At 55.9% G+C, this 17,586-nt stretch carries 13 protein-coding genes and 1 pseudogene; 12 read left to right on the forward strand and 2 right to left on the reverse strand.

Annotated elements, in window-relative coordinates; genetic code table 11:
* Window positions 1–320 precede the first annotated feature (320 nt).
* The 7 genes from proV (at window position 321) to emrB (ending at window position 8,773) form a co-directional block, all read left to right on the forward strand.
* The gene (proV, locus tag HFD87_RS13105) at window positions 321–1,517 is read left to right on the forward strand and encodes a glycine betaine/L-proline ABC transporter ATP-binding protein ProV (protein ID WP_010672155.1); all 1,197 of its coding nucleotides are present in this window, start codon (window positions 321–323) and stop codon (window positions 1,515–1,517) included.
* Window positions 1,514–2,605 (forward strand): glycine betaine/L-proline ABC transporter permease ProW, encoded by a 1,092-nt coding sequence (gene proW / locus HFD87_RS13110; protein WP_167423534.1) that lies wholly within the window; start codon window positions 1,514–1,516, stop codon window positions 2,603–2,605. Before proV ends, proW begins: the two co-directional genes overlap by 4 nt.
* A 61-nt stretch (window positions 2,606–2,666) precedes the next feature.
* Entirely contained in the window at window positions 2,667–3,665 is a 999-nt protein-coding gene (gene proX / locus HFD87_RS13115) for a glycine betaine/L-proline ABC transporter substrate-binding protein ProX (protein ID WP_010257785.1), read from the forward strand.
* Window positions 3,666–3,877: 212 nt separating this feature from the next.
* Entirely contained in the window at window positions 3,878–5,065 is a 1,188-nt protein-coding gene (locus HFD87_RS13120; protein ID WP_167423535.1) for an MFS transporter, read from the forward strand.
* A gap of 302 nt (window positions 5,066–5,367) precedes the next feature.
* Window positions 5,368–5,898, forward strand: a complete 531-nt coding sequence (gene mprA / locus HFD87_RS13125) for a transcriptional repressor MprA (RefSeq protein WP_003850381.1) — start codon at window positions 5,368–5,370, stop codon at window positions 5,896–5,898.
* Window positions 5,899–6,048: 150 nt separating this feature from the next.
* On the forward strand, window positions 6,049–7,221 hold the full coding sequence (emrA, locus tag HFD87_RS13130; RefSeq protein WP_010257791.1) for a multidrug efflux MFS transporter periplasmic adaptor subunit EmrA: 1,173 nt from the start codon (window positions 6,049–6,051) through the stop codon (window positions 7,219–7,221).
* A gap of 16 nt (window positions 7,222–7,237) precedes the next feature.
* Window positions 7,238–8,773 carry a multidrug efflux MFS transporter permease subunit EmrB gene (gene emrB, locus HFD87_RS13135; protein WP_010257793.1) on the forward strand — a complete coding sequence of 512 codons (1,536 nt, stop codon included), beginning with the start codon at window positions 7,238–7,240 and terminating at the stop codon, window positions 8,771–8,773.
* 36 nt (window positions 8,774–8,809) lie between these two features.
* On the opposite strand, the gene HFD87_RS13140 is transcribed toward emrB, so the two are convergent.
* A complete protein-coding gene (locus HFD87_RS13140; protein WP_045139723.1) occupies window positions 8,810–9,991 on the reverse strand; it encodes a tRNA/rRNA methyltransferase in 1,182 nt (393 codons plus the stop codon).
* Window positions 9,992–10,150: 159 nt separating this feature from the next.
* Here HFD87_RS13140 and trxC point away from each other — a divergent pair, with 159 nt between their 5' ends.
* The 5 genes and pseudogenes from trxC to HFD87_RS23000 all read left to right on the forward strand — a co-directional run bounded on the left by trxC (window position 10,151) and on the right by HFD87_RS23000 (window position 15,935).
* Window positions 10,151–10,570: a thioredoxin TrxC gene (trxC, locus tag HFD87_RS13145; RefSeq protein ID WP_010257800.1), complete on the forward strand. Its 420-nt coding sequence runs from the start codon at window positions 10,151–10,153 to the stop codon at window positions 10,568–10,570.
* Window positions 10,571–10,651: 81 nt separating this feature from the next.
* Window positions 10,652–11,329 carry a tRNA-uridine aminocarboxypropyltransferase gene (locus HFD87_RS13150; protein ID WP_167423536.1) on the forward strand — a complete coding sequence of 226 codons (678 nt, stop codon included), beginning with the start codon at window positions 10,652–10,654 and terminating at the stop codon, window positions 11,327–11,329.
* 138 nt (window positions 11,330–11,467) lie between these two features.
* Window positions 11,468–14,125, forward strand: coding sequence for a bifunctional acetate--CoA ligase family protein/GNAT family N-acetyltransferase (locus tag HFD87_RS13155; RefSeq protein WP_010672150.1), 2,658 nt, complete (start codon window positions 11,468–11,470; stop codon window positions 14,123–14,125).
* A gap of 117 nt (window positions 14,126–14,242) precedes the next feature.
* On the forward strand, window positions 14,243–15,598 hold the full coding sequence (gene pssA, locus HFD87_RS13160) for a CDP-diacylglycerol--serine O-phosphatidyltransferase (RefSeq protein ID WP_029519515.1): 1,356 nt from the start codon (window positions 14,243–14,245) through the stop codon (window positions 15,596–15,598).
* Window positions 15,599–15,624: 26 nt separating this feature from the next.
* Window positions 15,625–15,935: pseudogene (locus HFD87_RS23000) on the forward strand (YfiM family lipoprotein).
* A gap of 9 nt (window positions 15,936–15,944) precedes the next feature.
* Here HFD87_RS23000 and HFD87_RS13170 read toward each other — a convergent pair.
* A complete protein-coding gene (locus HFD87_RS13170) occupies window positions 15,945–17,234 on the reverse strand; it encodes an MFS family transporter (protein WP_010257813.1) in 1,290 nt (429 codons plus the stop codon).
* Between the last annotated feature and the right edge of the window lie 352 nt (window positions 17,235–17,586).

Below are 17,586 nucleotides of genomic sequence, written 5' to 3' on the forward strand. Positions count from 1 at the left end.
GATCGTTTCAGGCGTGATTATTTCCCTGCATCGGAATCCATTATTTCCGTAATATTTCACGTCGGTGACACTTGTTTTTCTCCCTTTCACGCGGCAAATCGGCTGAAATGCCAAAAACCCGCCAATGATTTCACAAAAAATTAATCCACGCTTATCCCTTGTGAGCACTGAAGATAATCGGCATCTGAATGTCCCGCGGCCGGCCAATATCCCACTTCAGGGTTGTCAGATAACGTCAGTGTGCTACGGTATGGCCTGCTTAAATTTCAGCGGGAACGACAGGATAATATTAGATATTTCAACCAGGATTTAATGACTGCATGGCTATTAAGCTCGAAGTAAAAAATCTCTATAAAATATTTGGCGACAATCCGGATCGCGCGTTTAAATATATTGAAAAGGGTGCGACCAAAGATGTCATTCTTGAGAAGACCGGGCTCTCCCTTGGCGTAAAGAACGCCAGTCTGGCCATTGAAGAAGGCGAGATATTCGTCATCATGGGGTTATCCGGTTCAGGAAAATCGACCATGGTTCGCCTTCTCAATCGTCTGATAGAGCCGACGCGCGGCCAGGTGATTATTGACGGTGTCGATATTGCCAAAATATCAGCCAGCGAACTGCGCGACGTGCGCAGAAATAAAATCAGCATGGTATTCCAGTCATTTGCTTTGATGCCGCACATGAATGTATTAAATAATACGGCATTTGGCATGGAATTAGCGGGAGTCGCACTGGCTGAACGCCAGGAAAAAGCACTGGAAGCGTTACGTCAGGTCGGGCTGGAGAATTATGCGCACGCTTACCCGGATGAACTTTCCGGAGGGATGCGGCAGCGCGTCGGATTAGCCCGCGCACTGGCCATCAATCCCGACATCTTATTAATGGATGAGGCCTTCTCCGCTCTGGATCCGTTGATTCGTACTGAAATGCAGGATGAGCTGGTTAATTTACAAGCCAGGCATCAGCGCACCATCGTCTTTATTTCCCACGATCTTGATGAAGCGATGCGTATTGGCGACCGTATTGCCATTATGCAGGGCGGCGAAGTGATACAGGTTGGTACGCCGGATGAGATCCTGAATAACCCGGCCAATGACTATGTCCGCACCTTTTTCCGCGGCGTCGATATCAGCCACGTATTCAGCGCCAAAGATATCGCCCGTCGTAGCGCGGGAGCGTTGATCCGCAAAGCGCCAGGTTTCGGCCCGCGCTCCGCCATTAAGCTGCTGCAGGATGAAGACCGCGACTACGGTTACGTGCTGGAAAAACAGAAGTTTCTTGGCGTGGTCTCCACCGACTCGCTGAAAGCCGCGCTGGCAGCAGGTCTGGGACTCGATAGCGCCCTCCTCGACTCGCCAGCCGCGGTGCCCGCCGATACCTCACTGAGCGATCTGCTCTCGCACGTCGCTCAGGCGCCTTGTGCGGTGCCAGTGGTCGGCGAGGAGAATCAGTATGTCGGTATCATTTCCAAAAGCACGCTATTGCGCGCGTTAGATCGTGAAGGAGCCCAGCCATGAGTCAGGAAACCACCAATCCGTGGGATAGCGGCACCGCCGCCAGCAGTCAGGCTGCGCCCACCAGCAGCAGCGGTGCCGATGCCTGGGGCACGCCCGATGGCAGCGCGACACCCGATGCAGCCAGCAGCAGTGACTGGCTCAACAGCGCCCCTGCGCCCGCGCCGGAACATTTCAATATCATGGATCCGTTCCACAAAACCTGGATCCCGCTTGATCACTGGGTGACTACCGGCATCGACTGGGTGGTCAACCATTTCCGCCCGCTGTTTCAGGGTATCCGGGTACCGGTTGACTATATTCTCAGCGCCTTTCAGCAGCTGTTGCTGGGGATGCCCGCGCCGGTAGCGATTCTGGTGTTTGCGCTGATCGCCTGGCAGATCGCGACGCCCGCCATGGGCATCGCCACGCTGGTATCGCTGATCTTGATTGGCGCAATTGGCGCCTGGTCGCAGGCGATGGTCACGCTGGCGCTGGTGCTTACCGCGCTGATGTTCTGCATTCTCATCGGCCTGCCGCTGGGGATCTGGCTGGCCCGCAGTGAACGGGCAGCGCGTATCGTACGTCCCTTGCTGGATGCGATGCAGACAACACCCGCCTTTGTCTATCTGGTGCCGATTGTGATGCTGTTTGGTATCGGCAACGTGCCAGGCGTGGTGGTCACGATTATCTTCGCCCTGCCACCGATTGTACGTCTGACTATTCTCGGCATTAAGCAGGTGCCCGCCGATCTGATCGAAGCGAGCGAATCCTTTGGTGCCAGTCCGCGTCAGCTGCTATTCAAAGTGCAGTTGCCGCTGGCGATGCCCACCATTATGGCGGGCGTTAATCAGACCCTGATGCTGGCGCTGTCGATGGTGGTGATCGCCTCGATGATCGCCGTGGGCGGACTCGGTCAGATGGTGCTGCGCGGTATTGGCCGTCTCGACATGGGGCTGGCTACGGTGGGTGGCGTAGGGATTGTGATCCTTGCCATTATCCTTGACCGCCTGACCCAATCGTTTGGTCGCGATAGCCGCAGCCGCGGTAATCGCCACTGGTATCACACCGGCCCGCTGGGCCTGATCTTCTCTCCTTCGCGTAAAAAATAATCTGTCGGGCGGTGCCTGCGCGCCGCCCATCCTGACGCGACATCTGAAATAAGGAATGACTATGCGCAACAGAGCCTCTCTGCTCGCCGCCGTGGTAACCACGCTGGCCGTTTCACACGTCTCCGCTGCCGATCTGCCGGGCAAAGGTATTACGGTACAACCCATACAGAGCACTATCGCTGAAGAGACTTTTCAGACCCTGATTGTCAGCCGCGCGCTGGAAAAACTCGGCTATCAGGTCAGCAAGCCGAGTGAAGTGGATTACAACGTTGGCTACACCTCTATCGCCGCCGGCGACGCCACCTTTACCGCGGTGAACTGGCAGCCGCTGCATGACGACATGTACAAAGCCGCCGGTGGCGATCAGAAGCTCTATCGTCAGGGCACCTACGTTACCGGTGCCGCCCAGGGTTATCTGATTGATAAGAAGACCGCCGAGAAATATCACATCACCAATATCGAACAGCTGAAAGATCCTAAGATCGCCAGCCTGTTTGACGCCAACGGCGATGGCAAAGCGGATATGACCGGCTGTACGCCAGGCTGGGGCTGTGAAGCGGTGATTAATCATCAGAACAGCGCCTTTGGTCTCAGTGATACCGTGACCGCCAATATGGGTAACTATTCGGCGATGGTGGCGGATACGCTGGCGCGCTACAAACAGGGTAAACCGATCCTTTATTACACCTGGACGCCCTACTGGCTGAGCGATGTGCTGAAGCCGGGCCGCGATGTGGTCTGGCTGCAGGTGCCGTTCTCTTCGCTGCCTGGCGAACAGAAGGATGTGGATACTAAGCTGCCAAACGGTGCGAACTACGGTTTCCCGGTTAACACCATGCACATCGTCGCCAACAAAGCCTGGGCGGCGAAAAACCCGGCGGCTGCCCGTCTGTTTGCGGTCATGAAGCTGCCCATTACCGATATCAATGCTGAAAACTCAGCAATGCATGCCGGACAAAACTCAGAAGAGGCGATTAACCGTCATGTGGACGGCTGGATTAAGGCGCATCAGGCTGAGTTCGATAAATGGATCAGCGAGGCGCAGGCCGCCGCGCAATAACCTGAAAACATTTCCGCCCCAGGGCGGTTGATAAAAGTGCTGGCTCAGTGAGCATACGCTTTTAGTCGGGTAGTTATCTGAGGGCAGAAATTTTTCTGCCCTTTTTTTATGGCAGCTATCCCGACTGGTATGGCCTGTTAATAAACATGCGTGTGAAATAGTTTTTTGAGTTACTATTAACCTCAAATGATTATTAGCGACCGATGCTGTTTATGAATGCGACTCGCCAGGGTCTGACGCCTGCTTTAGTAATGCTGATGTCAGTAGCAACCGGCCTCTGCGTAGCCAGTAATTACTACGTTCAGCCACTACTGAATACCATCGCCCAACAGTTTGATCTCTCTGTCAGCCTCGCCGGATTTATTGTCACCACGGCGCAGCTGGGCTACGCCTGCGGTCTGCTGCTGCTGGTGCCGCTTGGCGATCGGTTTGAACGACGCAGCCTGATTGTTACGATGATCCTGCTGGCTGCTGCGGGCATGGTGATTATCGCCCTTTCGCACTCCTTTCTCTTTTTACTGCTGGGCACGGTGATGACCGGCCTGTTCTCGGTCGCCGCACAAATCCTGGTGCCGCTGGCCGCCACGCTGGCAGAGCCGGAGCGGCGCAGCAAAATAGTGGGAACGGTAATGAGCGGTTTGCTGCTGGGTATTCTGCTGGCGCGCACCGTGGCAGGCGGCCTGGCGCAGCTTGGCGGCTGGCGTACCGTCTACTGGACTGCCAGCCTGCTGATGGTGGTGATGGCCCTGGCGCTGTGGCGATCGCTGCCGCGCGTAAAACAGTCCGTGCCCATGAGCTATCCGCAACTGCTGGCCTCCATCTTTCGCCTGTATGCCGGTAATCGGGTGCTCCGCACCCGCGCCTGGACCGGCTGCCTCTCCTTTGCCAATTTCAGCCTGCTGTGGACCTCAATGGCCTTTCTGCTCGCCGGGGCGCCCTATCACTTCTCAGAGGGCGAGATTGGCTTGCTGGGGCTGGTCGGTGCCGCGGGTGCGCTGGCCGCACGTCAGGCGGGCGCGCTGGCTGACAAGGGTAAAGCGAAGCTGACCACCCAACTGGGCCTGCTGCTTATGCTGCTGTCGTGGGCTGCCATTGCGTGGGGCGCGGAGCAGCTTGCGCCGCTGATCGTCGGCATCCTGCTGCTGGATCTGGCGGTACAGGCCGTCCATATCACCAATCAAAGCGTGATCTACGCGCAGATGCCGGAGGCGCGGAACCGTCTTAATGCCGGTTACATGACCAGCTACTTTATGGGTGGCGCGGCCGGCTCACTGCTCTCCGCGACCGCTTACCATCTTTGGGGCTGGTATGGCGTCTGTGGCGCTGGCGCGCTGCTGACTGTGGTTAACCTGCTGATTTGGGCAACCGGATCGCGCTTTGAGCCGGAAAAAATCAACTGAAGCCTGGCCGGACAGCGCATTGCGTCTGGTCACAAATGGTTAGGTTTGTTATGGTTAGTAGCAAACCTATTCACTTCAGTTATTTTTCCCCGCGATATTATTAAATTTGCCCCCTTTTTGATCACGTTCCGGCACAGCGGCTGCCGCCGGACGTACGGGTTTTTGACCCAGGGCCAGGGAATGGCCTGGAATACCTTTGATGGTGAATAGTGATTCTGTCAGCGATCACCTGCCAAAAAGTGACTACGCTTATCCTGTCACCATAGTTATTATACAAGTTGCAATTAGTGAGGTTTTTTTTAATGGAAAGTTCGTTTACTCCCATTGAGCAGATGCTAAACATCCGTGCCAATCGCCATAAGGATTTTCCGTTGCAGGAAATTATTCTGACGCGTCTCTGTATGCATATGCAGGGTAAACTGCTGGACAACCGTAATAAGATGCTGAAAGCACAGGGTATTAATGAAACCCTGTTCATGGCGTTGATTACGCTGGATGCACAGGAAAACCATAGTATTCAGCCCTCTGAGCTCAGCTCTGCCCTTGGTTCTTCGCGCACCAATGCCACGCGCATTGCTGATGAACTGGAAAAGCGCGGCTGGATTGAGCGTCGCGAAAGCGATCACGACCGTCGCTGCCTGCACCTGCATCTGACCGATAAAGGGATGGAGTTCCTGCGTCAGCTGCTGCCACCTCAGCATCAGAGCCTGCAATACCTCTGGTCTTCGCTCTCCGTCGATGAGAAGTCACAGCTGGAAGGCATCACCCGTAAGCTACTTAATCGTCTTGATAAAATGGATGAAGATCAGCTGATCGCCTCGCTTTCCCGCTAATAGCAATAAGTGCGACACAATCACCTGTCGGAATCGTTATTTTAATTTCCTTTTTTATCTGGCCAGCGCTCAGTCGCTGGCTTTTTCGACTCGGGCGCTGGCGAAAAGGGATTTCTGCCACCCGACTAAATGGAAAACGTGGAGAAAGACATGAGTGCAACGGCAGAAGCACAAAGCCCGCAACCGTCAGCCAACAAAAAGAAGAAGCGCAAAAGTGTGCTCATCGTGCTGGCGTTGATCTTTGTGCTGATTGGTATTGCCTGGGGAGTTTACTGGTTCCTGGTCCTGCGCCATTTTCAGGAAACGGATGACGCCTACGTTGCGGGTAACCAGGTGCAGGTGATGGCACAGGTCTCCGGTAGCGTAAATAAAGTCTGGTTTGAAGATACCGATTTCGTCAAAAAAGGCGATGTGCTGGTTTCACTGGATAAGACGGATGCGGAGCAGGCGTTTGAAAAAGCGCAGACGGCACTTGCCACCAGCGTGCGTCAGACGCATCAGCTGATGATTAATGGCAAACAGTATCAGGCCAGCATTACCTTGCAACAGACCGCTCTGGCGCAGGCACAGGCCGACCTGAAACGCCGTGAGCCGTTAGGTGCGGCTAATCTGATTGGCCGTGAAGAGTTACAGCACGCCCGCGATGCCGTCGCGACGGCCAAAGCACAACTGGACGTGGCGATTCAGCAATACAATGCGAATCAGGCGATGATCCTCAACACCTCACTGGAAAATCAGCCTGCCGTGCAACAGAGCGCGGCTGAGCTGCGTGACGCCTGGCTGGCGCTGCAGCGCACCGAAATCCGTAGCCCGATGGATGGTTTTGTCTCCCGTCGCAGCGTGCAGGTCGGTTCGCAAATCTCCACCAGCACCCCGCTGCTCGCCGTCGTGCCTGCAACGAATCTGTGGGTCGATGCCAACTTTAAAGAGACTCAGCTGGCTGGCGTTCGTATTGGTCAGCCTGTCACCGTAGTTGCCGACATCTACGGTGACGAAGTGGTTTATCAGGGCAAAGTTGCAGGACTGGATATGGGCACCGGCAGCGCCTTCTCACTGTTGCCGGCACAGAATGCCACCGGTAACTGGATCAAAGTGGTTCAGCGCCTGCCGGTTCGTATCGAACTGAATCAGGAAGATATCGCCAGACATCCGCTGCGTATTGGTCTCTCAACGCTGGTTAAAATCGATACCACCAGCAAAGAGGGCAGCGCGCTGGCCACCAGCGCCCGTCAGCAAGCCGCTTACAGCAGCAACGCACTGGCGATTGACCTTGCGCCGGTCAATCAGCTGATCACCGATATCGTCCGCGCCAACGCCGGATGATGACGCGGAGGCTGTAATGGCACAAAAACCGCTTGAAGGAATGCCGCTGGTCCTGATGACCATTGCGCTATCGCTGGCGACGTTCATGCAGGTTCTGGACTCGACCATCGCCAACGTGGCTATCCCCACGATTGCCGGTAATCTGGGGGCGTCGAACTCCCAGGGAACCTGGGTGATCACCTCGTTTGGTGTGGCCAATGCGATCTCGATCCCGCTGACCGGCTGGCTGGCAAAACGCATCGGTGAAGTGAAGCTCTTTACCTGGTCGACCATTCTGTTTGCTATCGCCTCCTGGGCGTGCGGCATGTCAGACAGCCTGGAGATGCTGATCTTCTTCCGCGTCATTCAGGGGATCGTCGCGGGTCCCTTGATCCCGCTGTCGCAAAGTCTGCTGCTCAACAACTATCCGCCTGCCAAGCGCAGTGTTGCGCTGTCGCTGTGGGCGATGACGGTGATCGTCGCACCGATCTGTGGCCCGATACTGGGCGGCTGGATCAGCGATAACTATCACTGGGGCTGGATCTTCTTTATCAACGTGCCCATTGGTGTGGCGGTGGTGATACTGACGCTGCAAACCCTGCGCGGCCGGGAAACCAAAACCGAAATCCGGCGGATCGATATGGTCGGGCTGGTGCTGCTGGTGGTGGGGATCGGCTGTTTGCAGGTGATGCTGGATCGCGGAAAGGAGCTCGACTGGTTTAACTCGTCCGAGATTATCGTGCTCGGGGTAGTGGCCGTGATTGCGCTGTCAGTCCTGCTGGTATGGGAGCTGACTGACGATCACCCGATCATTGACCTGTCGCTGTTTAAGTCGCGCAACTTCACCATTGGCTGCCTGTCGATCAGTCTGGCTTATATGCTCTACTTCGGCTCGATTGTTCTGTTGCCGCAGCTGCTGCAGGAGGTCTACGGCTACACCGCAACCTGGGCCGGTCTGGCGTCTGCGCCAGTGGGCATTTTGCCGGTGATCCTGTCGCCGATCATCGGACGCTTTGCCCATAAGCTCGACATGCGACGGCTGGTCACGTTCAGCTTCATTATGTATGCCGTCTGCTTCTACTGGCGCGCGTATACATTTGAACCGGGAATGGACTTTGGTGCCTCAGCCTGGCCGCAGTTTATTCAGGGCTTTGCCGTGGCCTGCTTCTTTATGCCGCTGACCACCATTACGCTGTCGGGACTGCCGCCGGAGCGCATGGCCGCTGCCTCCAGCCTGTCGAACTTTATGCGTACCTTTGCAGGCTCGGTGGGAACGTCGATTACCACCACCATGTGGAGTAACCGCGAGTCGATGCATCATAGCTACCTGACGGAGTCGATTACCCCGTACAACGTCAATTCGCAGCAGATGTATAGCCAGCTGGAGAGCATGGGGATGACGCAGCAGCAGGCGTCTGCCTGGATCGCGCAGCAGATTACTAACCAGGGACTGATTATTTCAGCGAATGAAATTTTCTGGGCGTCGGCGGGGGTCTTTTTGATTCTGCTGGTGCTGATCTGGTTTGCCCGCCCGCCGTTTAGCGCAGGCGGCGGCGGCGGTGGCGCGCACTGATGTGACACAGCAAAACGGGCCTTTCGGCCCGTTTTTTTATGCGTTCTGACGCCACCATTCGGCGAGCAGTACGCCGGTTGCGACCGAGACGTTAAGGCTTTCTACGTTGCCGGTGCCGCCAATCGACAGGCTCATGTCACCCTGTTTGAACGCGGTATCAGAAAGACCTTCACGCTCCTGCCCTAACACCAGCACCATTTTCTCGGGCAGCTGAGCCTGCGCCAGCGGCGTGCCCTGATGGCTGGAGGTGGTGACGATGGTGTAACCCGCTTTACGGAACGCTTCCAGACCTTCACTGAAGGTTGCGCCGCTGATGGCCTGCACATGCTCAGCACCGCCTTCTGCGGTACGTACCGCTGCGCCGGACTCCAGCAGCGAGGCGTCGTTCACCAGCAAACCTTTTACGCCAAAGTGCGCGCAGCTGCGCATAATCGCGCCGAGGTTATGCGGGTTGCTGACATCTTCCAGTGCCAGCACGCAATCTTTGCTATTCGCCTGGCTCAGCCATTCAGAAACCGCCATACCCATGCGCTTTTTGATCAGGAAGCAGACGCCACCATGATGCTCAGTGCCTGACGCTTTGGTAATCTCTGCATCTTCCACGACGTGATAGGCTTTGCGGTTAGCCGCCAGCCAGCGCAGCGCTTCGCGGAAACGTGGTGTCACTTCCTGCACGAACCAGGCGCGAACAATCGCTTCAGGGCGGCTCTGGAACAGCGCCTGACAGGCGTTCTCACCATAGACGCGCGTCTCTTCGTTACGCTGACGACGGATCTGTTCGGGATCGACGAAGCTCTTGCCGCTGATGCCGCCGTGATCCGGCTTATCGCTTTCGGTTGCCGGACGATCTGCTGATGGCGCGCGAGACACGGTGCGCCATGGGGAATCGCTGCTGCCATAGGCGCCGCGATTATCATCGCCACGATCGTTGCGGCGGCCTGCGCCATCGTCTGAACGGCGTGGAGCGCCACGTCCGCCTTCATCACGACGCGGTGAACTGCTGCGACCGGTGTCGTCGCTGCGACGGCCAGCGGAGCGACCACCTTCCTGACTGCGTTCAGTACGGGGGCCAGACGAACGACGATTATCATCCGAACGGGCAGCAGCGTGACCACCTTTGCCTGTACGAGGATTAGGCGCGCGCGCGCTTTTATCGTCCTCGCCACGCACGTACATCACCTTAACCTTACCGCTCTTGCCTTTAAATTCGTCGTTCATGTCTTCCTCCTGCATTGAGAGCGCGCAGATTACCTGATGTGCTGGCGCTTAGCTATCAACTATTGAACCTATAGAGCAATCCAGATTGAGAGGGAATCCGTCCCCTTTCATAATGAACAATATTTACCAGACTGACACTTTTCAACATCAGAGGTTCCTATGAATACGGTATGCGCTTCCTGTCAGGCAACCAATCGCGTTCCTGAAGAACGCCTTGCCGACGTGGCGAAATGTGGTCGCTGTGGAAATGCGTTATTTGATGGCGAAGTGGTGAATGCCACCAGCGCTAACTTTGACAAATATCTGCAGGATGATCTGCCGGTGGTGATCGATTTCTGGGCGCCCTGGTGTGGTCCCTGTGTCAATTTTGCGCCGGTGTTTAAAGATGTCGCCAGTGAACGCAGCGGTAAAGTCCGCTTTATTAAAGTGAACACCGAAGCGGAGCCGGCCCTGAGCGCCCGTTTCAACATTCGCAGCATCCCGACCATCATGCTGTTTAAGAACGGCGAGCGGGTCGACATGCTGAATGGCGCGATGCCTAAAGCGCCTTTCAATGAATGGCTGGATGAGTCACTTTAATCTTCAGAGGCCAGCCTGGCTGGCCTTTTCCTTTTCGCCTGCGCTTCGATTACACTGACGTTTTTCCTGCCCTGAATACTCATGTCTGATAATGCTGTTTTGCGCTTGCGCACCCAACGCCTGGCCCGATCCACCCGTCCTTTCCTCGCGCGCGGGAATCGGGTCATCCGCTGTCAGGGCTGCCTGCTGCCAGAAGTCAACTGTCTCTGCAGTCAGATCGTGCCGCAGTCCGCCCGTAGCCGCTTCTGCCTGGTGATGTTCGATACCGAGCCGATGAAGCCGAGCAACACCGGCCGGCTGATTGCCGATATTCTGCCGGATACCCAGGCTTTTGGCTGGTCACGCACCGAGCCGGATCCGCTGCTGCTGGCGGCGGTGCGCAATCCCGATTATCAGCCGCTGGTGGTTTTCCCGGCCGCTTATGCCGACCCCGGTCGCGAAGTGCTGACAACGCCGCCCGCCAGTGGCAAGCCGCCGCTGTTTATTATGCTGGACGGCACCTGGACCGAAGCCCGCAAAATGTTCCGTAAAAGCCCCTGGCTCGACGCCCTGCCGGTGATGTCGCTGGATGTCAGCACCCCGTCGCGCTATACGCTGCGTGAAGCCCACGGCGCAGGTCAGCACTGCACTGCTGAAGTGGCCGCGGCGCTGCTGGCGCAGGCGGGCGATCGGCTGGCGGCTGAGGCGTTATCTCACCATTTTGATCAGTTCCGCGCGGCCTATCTGGCAGGGAAACCGCACCACGCCGGACAGGATTAATCGCCCTGTCACCTCCTGGCGGGAGCGTCCCTGCGGTGACAGAGATTAAAATCGGGATGCGCAGCCTGCGATCTGCCCGGAAGCACTGCCAGCAAAAAGCGTTTACAATCACGCAAATCCCGAACTCTGGAGAGCGAGATGAGCCAACGCGGACTGGAAGCGCTGTTACGACCTAAATCAATTGCGGTGATTGGTGCCTCGGTCACGCCAGGGCGCGCCGGATACTTTATGATGCGTAACCTGCTGGCGGGCGGTTTTAGCGGCCCGGTGTTGCCGGTGACGCCGAAATATAAAGCGGTCAGCGGCGTACTGGCCTGGCCCACTATCGACAGCTTACCTTTCGCGCCAGACCTGGCAGTAATCTGCACCCATTCAAAACGTAACCTCGAACTGCTGCAACAGCTCGGGGAGAAAGGCTGCAAGGCCTGCATTATTCTCTCTGCACCCGCCAGCCAGTCTGCCGAACTCAAAGCCTGCGCCAGTCAGTGGCAGATACGTCTGCTGGGACCGAACAGTCTTGGCCTGCTGGCCCCCTGGCAGGGATTGAATGCCAGCTTCTCGCCAGTGCCGATAGAGAAAGGCCGTATCGCATTTATCTCCCAGTCCGCCGCCGTATCCAACACCATTCTCGACTGGGCGCAGCAGCGTAATCTCGGATTCTCCTGGTTTATCGCGCTGGGTGACAGTCTGGATACCGATGTCGATGATCTGCTCGACTTCCTGGCTCGCGACGGTAAAACCAGCGCTATCCTGCTCTATCTTGAGCACCTCAGCGATGCGCGTCGTTTTGTTTCTGCCTCACGCAGCGCCTCCCGTAATAAACCGATTCTGGTGATCAAGAGTGGTCGCAGCCGGGAAGCACAGGCGCTGCTGGGCACCCACAGCGGTCTGGACGCCGCCTGGGATGCAGCCATTCAGCGTGCCGGGTTACTGCGGGTGCAGGATACCCATGAGCTCTTCTCCGCCGTTGAGTCGCTGAGTCATATGCGGCCGCTGCGTGGCGACAGGCTGATGATCATCAGTAATGGTGCCGCCCCCGCCGCGCTGGCGCTGGATGAGCTCTATGCCCGCAACGGGAAACTGGCGCAGCTCAGCGAGCAGACGATTCAGCAGCTCGAGGCGCTGTTGCCCGCTGGCGCAGGCCGCGGCAACCCGCTGGATTTAAAAGATGACGCCACAGCAGAACGTTATGCCGCCTGCACAGAGATCCTGCTCGACAGCCATGAACTTGATGCATTGATGATTATTCATGCGCCAAGCGCGGTCGCGCCCGCGACTGAAACGGCCGGACATCTGATCGACACCATCGCCCGTCACCCGCGCGGTAAGCTGGTGACGCTGCTGACCAACTGGAGCGGCGAGTTCTCTTCACAAGCCGCGCGCCGAGCCTTTACGCAGGCGGGGATACCGACCTGGCGCACGCCAGAGGGAACGGTGACCGCTTTTATGCATCAGGTTGAGTACCGCCGTAACCAGAAGCAGCTGCGCGAAACCCCTGCCCTGCCCGCCACCCTGAACCTGGACAGTGCCCATGCCCACCAGCTGCTGTCACAGGCGCTGGAGCGCGGTGTTACCGCGCTGGATACCCATGAAGTGCAGCCGGTACTGCAGGCTTACGGCCTGGCCACGCTGCCGACCTGGATCGCCAGCGACAGTAAGGCGGCAGTGGCGATTGCCGATCAGATTGGCTATCCGGTGGCGCTAAAATTGCGTTCACCCGATATCGCGCATAAATCGGAGGTGCAGGGCGTGATGCTCTACCTGCGTAATGCCAGCGAAGTGGAGCATGCCGCTGAGGCCATTTTTGATCGGGTAAAACAGACGTTGCCGCAGGCACGTATCGAAGGGCTGCTGGTTCAGAGCATGGCGAGTCGTGCAGGCGCACAGGAGCTGCGGGTCGTGGTCGAACAGGATGCCCTGTTTGGCCCGATCATTATGCTGGGGGAAGGCGGCGTTGAATGGCAGGCCGATAAACAGGCTGCCGTTGCCCTCCCCCCGCTGAATATGACGCTGGCACGCTATCTGGTGATTCAGGCGATCAAGAGCGGAAAAATCCGCAGCCGCAGCGCGCTGAATCCGCTGGATATCCCCGGTTTAAGCCAGCTGCTGGTGCAGGTCTCTAACCTGGTGGTGGATTGCCCGGAGATCCAGCGACTGGATATTCATCCGCTGCTGGCGGCGGGCAATGATTTTACCCTGCTGGATGTCACCCTGACGCTGGCTCCGTTCCACGGCGATAACGAAGCACGGCTGGCAATACGTCCTTATCCTCAGCATCTGGAAGAGCAGGTAGAGTTAAAGGATGGGCAATTCTGCCTGTTCCGGCCCATTCTGCCAGAGGATGAGCCTCTGCTGCGCGATTTCATCAGTCAGGTCACCAAAGAGGATCTCTACTACCGCTACTTCAGTGAAATCAGTGAGTTTACTCATGATGATCTCGCCAACATGACCCAGATCGATTATGACCGCGAGATGGCGATTGTGGCGGTACGTCAGCATCATGGACGATCCGAGATCATCGGCGTCACCCGCGCTATCTCTGATGCAGATAACATTGATGCGGAGTTTTCGGTGCTGGTCCGTTCCGACCTGAAAGGCTTAGGCATGGGCCGTCGTCTGCTGGAAAAGATGATCCGCTATACCCGGCATCACGGCTTGCAACAATTGAACGGTATCACCATGCCCCATAACCGCGGCATGATTACGCTGGCACGAAAGCTCAACTTTCATGTTGATATTCAACTGGATGACGGTATTGTCAGCCTGAAATTGTCTTTACAGAATGAGATCAACTAACCTTGTAGAGAAAGGTAAAAAACGTTCGAATCGGCGAAGTTGATGTTATTATTTGTGGTTATAACCCTGATTTGATGGCAAAAGGCCATGCAATGAACAGAGAAGAAGTGCACTGCGATGTTGTCTAAATTTAAACGTAACAAACACCAACAACACCTCGCACAGCTGCCGAAACTGTCACAATCCGTTGCGGATGTGTCGACACTTTACTCACCTGCCGAATTTCGCCAGACGTTGCTGGAGAAAATTGCGGCAGCGCAGACTCGCATCTGTATTGTTGCGCTCTATCTGGAAAATGATGACGCCGGACGTGCCGTCATGGATGCGCTTTATAGTGCGAAGCAGGCGCGGCCGGAGCTGGATATTTCGATTCTGGTTGACTGGCACCGTGCGCAGCGTGGGCGAATTGGCGCAGCGCGAGGCGTAACCAATGCCGACTGGTATTGCGAAATGGCGACACGTTATCCGGATATCGCCATCCCGGTTTATGGTATCCCGGTCAATACCCGTGAAGCGCTGGGCGTGCTCCACCTTAAAGGGTTCATTATTGATGACATGCTGCTCTACAGCGGCGCCAGCATCAATGATGTCTACCTGCATCAGCATGATAAGTATCGCTATGACCGTTATCAGGTTATCCGTAATTCCCAGCTGACAGATACGATGTATGACTGGATCACGCTCAATCTGAAGTCAGCGGAAGCGGTAAACCGACTCGATTTTGCTGAGCGCCCCTCAAGTCCTGAAATTAAAAATGAGACACGCCAGTTCCGTCAGGACCTGCGCGGCTTCAATTATCAGTTTGAAGGGAATGCCGGCAACGATGAACTGACGGTCACGCCGCTGGTCGGTCTGGGTAAGCATAGCCTGCTCAATAAAACCATTTTCCACCTGATGCCCTGTGCGGAACAGAAGCTGATCATCTGTACCCCCTACTTCAACATGCCCGCCTTGCTGGTACGTAATATCATTCATCTTCTGCGTCAGGGAAAACAGGTTGAGATCATCGTCGGCGATAAAACAGCCAATGACTTCTATATTGCGCCCGATCAGCCGTTCAAAATCATAGGCGCGCTGCCTTACCTGTATGAAATCAATCTGCGTCGCTTTATGAGCCGTTTGCACTACTACGTTACGACCGATCAGCTGGTCGTGAGACTGTGGAAGGATGGCGAGAACAGTTATCACCTTAAAGGAATGTGGGTTGATGACGAATGGCAGCTGATTACCGGTAATAACCTCAATCCACGTGCCTGGCGGCTCGATCTGGAAAATGCGGTGCTGATCCACGATCCTCATCAGGAGTTAGCGGCTCAGCGTGAGAAGGAGCTGACGTTAATCCGGCAGAACACAACGGTAGTGACGCATTTCCGTGAGCTTGAGAGTATTGCTGATTACCCGGCCAAGGTGCGCAAACTGATTCGCCGTCTGCGCCGGATACGTATCGATCGCCTGATCAGCCGGATTCTTTAATCACTGCGGCCAATAAGGCATCTGCTATGCGAAGTGTGCTGCTTGCTGTGTTGTTGTGTAGCGGATGCGCCCATATGGCGGAAGATCAGTGGACCGGACGGGATAAAGCGGAGCATTTTGTCGCCTCTGCAGTCCTGGCCGCTGCCGGTAGTGAATATGGGAAGGCAGCGTCAGCACCATTCTGACCGGCAAAGCCAGACTGTTTTCATTAACGCCTGGGGCGGGAAAAGAGTGGTATGACAGCCGCCCGAATGGCAGCGGCTGGAGCTGGAAAGATTTCGCCTGGGATGCCGCCGGTGCTGCCAGCGGCATTGCCCTGTGGAATCTGAGTCAGTAGCTTTCTCTGTTAAAGCTTAATCCCCTTACCGCGCTTGTGCAGCAACAACGACACCAGAAATGCCACCGCGCCCATCGCTGAAACATACCAGAAGAAAGTCGTCTCAATCCCCTGCTGCTTCATCAGCAACGCAACATACTCTGCCGACCCACCAAAGATCGCATTCGCTACTGCGTAAGATAGTCCTACACCCAGTGCGCGCACCTGTGGCGGAAACATTTCTGCTTTAAGAATGCCACTGATGGCGGTGTAGAAGCTGGTAATCAGCAGCGCCAGCATGATCAACAGGAAAGCCACACCAGGGCTCTGCACGTTTTGCAACAGCGTCAGAATGGGGACCGTACAGATGGCCGCGCCCGCGCCAAAAATCATCATCGAGGTGCGACGACCGATTTTATCTGACAGGGCACCGATAATCGGCTGAATCAGCATAAAGACCAGCAGCGCACCGGTCATCAGGCCGCTGGCGGTTTTAGGATCCATACCTGACGTATTAACCAGATACTTCTGCATGTAGGTGGTGAAGGTGTAAAAACTCAGGGAGCCGCCTGCGGTGAAACCCAGCACCATCAGGAAGGGACGAGTATGATTGCGCAGTAACCCGATTACGCTACCCGCATCGCGATGTTCGCGGCTCGTCTTATCTGAGGTCTCTTCCAGTGAGCGTCGTAACCATAATGCGACAACGGCGAGGAGTGCGCCGAGGAAGAACGGAATACGCCAGCCCCAGCTTCGCAGTTCTGCATCCGTCAGCAAAAATTGCAGGACCACGACGGTGAGTACCGCCGCTAACTGGCCACCAATCAGCGTGACATACTGGAATGAGGCGTAGAATCCTTTGCGTCCTTCCAGAGCCACTTCGCTCATGTAGGTTGCACTAGTCCCATATTCTCCGCCCACCGATAATCCCTGAAACATACGCGCCAGCAGCAGAATAACGGGCGCAGCCACGCCGATCGTTGCGTAACCGGGTAAGCAGGCGATCACCAGCGAACCAAAACACATCATGCAGACCGAAACCAGCATCGAATTTTTTCGGCCATGTTTATCGCCGATATAGCCGAACAGCCAGCCGCCAATCGGACGCATTAAAAATCCTGCCGCAAAAACGCCCGCTGTCTGTAACAACTGAGTCGTGGTATCGCCCTGCGGAAAGAAAATGTGGGCAAAATAGAGTGAGAAGAAGGAGTAAACGTAGAAGTCGAACCACTCAACCAGGTTACCTGATGACGCGCCGACGATAGCCCAGATACGTTTCTTTGTATCATCCGTCTGAGTTTTATTATTTGTGGGTGCCATGCCTTACCTCTGTTCCTTGCTGATCAACAGCGTTTAAAGGAGTGAGTAAAGCATTTAAGTCTACTGAAGGTAAAGGCGGCGTAATCCGAGATTATTATTGTGAGCCATGTCGCTAATTATCGAAAAATCAGCGGGTTGCTGGTCATTCAGAGGTGGAGAATGGGGAGTTAAGGGTGACATACCGCGTCCCTGTAGATCATATTTTCAGCTTAACATGGCAAAGTGCAGACGTAAAAAAGCCCCGCACTTTCGTGCGGGGCTTCTTCACTTATCTGATGCCTGGCAGTTCCCTACTCTCGCATGGGGAGACCCCACACTACCATCGGCGCTACGGCGTTTCACTTCTGAGTTC

Source organism: Pantoea sp. EKM21T (assembly GCF_011800405.1).
Taxonomy (GTDB): domain Bacteria; phylum Pseudomonadota; class Gammaproteobacteria; order Enterobacterales; family Enterobacteriaceae; genus Pantoea; species Pantoea agglomerans.